This window comes from Mesorhizobium sp. M7D.F.Ca.US.004.01.2.1 (assembly GCF_003997785.1).
GTDB classification, from domain to species: Bacteria; Pseudomonadota; Alphaproteobacteria; order Rhizobiales; family Rhizobiaceae; genus Mesorhizobium; species Mesorhizobium loti.
In genome coordinates this window covers 1-1,970 of the sequence record NZ_RZRQ01000600.1, presented here as the reverse complement: position 1 = coordinate 1,970, position 1,970 = coordinate 1, and the positions used below count along the sequence as shown (strand labels likewise).

Annotated in this window: 2 protein-coding genes; both read right to left on the bottom strand. The window is 61.4% G+C overall.

Features of this window, described 5'->3' with window-relative positions; all coding sequences use genetic code 11:
* A partial coding sequence (locus EN993_RS35275) for an ATPase, T2SS/T4P/T4SS family (RefSeq protein ID WP_245469066.1) occupies window positions 1-579 on the bottom strand: 579 nt, incomplete at its 3' end.
* A gap of 92 nt (window positions 580-671) precedes the next feature.
* The coding region (gene virB10, locus EN993_RS35270) for a type IV secretion system protein VirB10 (protein WP_164758043.1) at window positions 672-1,970 on the bottom strand (1,299 nt) is incomplete at its 5' end.

The window sequence follows — 1,970 nt, the reverse complement described above, 5'->3', positions numbered from 1 at the left end:
CTTCGATGCTATCAGAGTGACGTTGTTGGGAGCCGGCAGCCTCAGTTCGCGGGTGTCTTCGATCGTGATGATCCGTTCATGGACCGGGATCTCCTTCAGGAGTGCATTCAAGAATGTCGTCTTCCCGGTCGACGTCCCGCCGGAAACGACAATCGAGACGCGGTTGCGCACCGCATATTGCAGGAAGTCCATTGGCGATGTGTCGTGTAGCATCTCGACAAGTCGCTTTTCTTCCGATGAAAGCGCCAAGCCGGCACCCATCGCCGTGTTCTCGAAGGCGCCGAGATCCTTGTAGGCATCAAGGCTCATATCCATGATGACCTGCTTGCGGATCGAGATCGCCCCGCCTTCGGGAGCCGCGGGCGGCAAGATGCATTGGATGCGCTCACCAGACGGTAGAGCGGCCGACAGGACCGGGTTTTCTTCGTTGATGACCTGATTGGTCGCCGAGGCGACGCCCGTCGAGATGTTGCGTATCCAGCCCGGCGTGACCTCGCGCTTGATGACGTGCTCCATTTCCTTCGCGCCAAGGCGTTCGATGAACAATTCGCCGGGCCTGTTGATCGCAATCTCGGACACCGCATCTTCGTTCAAATAGGGCCATATCGGCTCCAGATGAGCGCGCAGGACCGGAGCTCTGGTCCATGGGTCGGGGAGGGGATGCACGGCATTCATTTCACCGGGCTCCCATAGCCGGGATAGAAATTATCCTTTGGCGTGTAGAGAGGCGTCAGATCGATCGCCGTCTTCGGCCGCCCACCTGCCTTCATTCGTGCAACTTCTTCCTGAACGGGATCGGCGTACAAATCCGAAAAATCGAGATCTCGCCGCACCAGCACGACAACCGATGTGCCCTGGTCCACATAGACTGTCGGGCCAATGTTCTGTGTGTCGCGAAACGCCTCTTGCGCGAGTTGCTGCAGGGCGGTCGATGACTTATCGAACGCGATGCCGCGGGCGTCGCGCTGCGAGCCATTGCCACCATAAGTTACCGTCGTCGTCTCACCGGTTACGGGATCGATCGTCGACACCTGGCGCTGTTGTCCATCCTGGCTGCTGTCGCCAAGCGAGGACAGATATTCAGAGACACCGCCAACAACGGAAAGCATGATGGCGTTCCCGTACCGTTCAGCCCAGTGCGTATCGACACGGCCGCCCATGCCACCGCGGCCGAGCGCGTCTGCACCGGGTGACTTGATATCGACGGAAATGCCGTCCGAGCGTATGACCCTGTTCCAGACGATGAAAACACGCTTTTGTCCGCGCGCAAGCCCCGAGCGGTATTCTCCGGTGAGGCGCGAGCCCTTCGGAATGAGGATCCGCCTCCCGTCGAGCGAAAACACGTCCTCACGCACGACAGCGCGCACCGCGCCGGGAAGGTCGGTGTTAACAGCGGTTTCCAAATAGCCGCGAAGGATCGTTCCTTCTGGGATCAACGCATCGGTGCGTCGGAAGATTTTTGCTTTGACGATGCCGGAAGAGCTTGCCTCGGACTGTGCCAGGAATGCCTTGTTGGGATCACTGTCGGCTCCGGGGACCGGGACGATCTGACCGTCGGGCGCGATTTCGACCTGTGCCGCCTGGGCGCCGGCATCCGTCGAGCCGGTTTCACCATTTGTCACCATCTGGTTCGACCGCAAGCGTTCCCACACCGCCTTTTCATGCTCGGCGGCCTCAGCCTTGCGGCGAGCCTCGTCCTCAGCCGCGGCCTTGCGGCGGGCCTCTTCCGCCTCGGCCTTGCGGCGAGCTTCCTCGGCCGCCATTTGTGCCTCCAGCGCGCGCCGCTGCGCATCAAGGTCTGCGCCCTCCTGCACGGTCTGATCGACATTGTAAGCCTGCTGCGTGCCACTCTGGTCGGCGGCCGGCGGGGGCACCACGATCTGGTCGATCGTGCCGTCGGCAGGTTGAGGCGGCTCGTTCAACGCCGGCGGGCGAAACTCCCGCGGGTTGAAGTTTTCCTCGGCATCGCT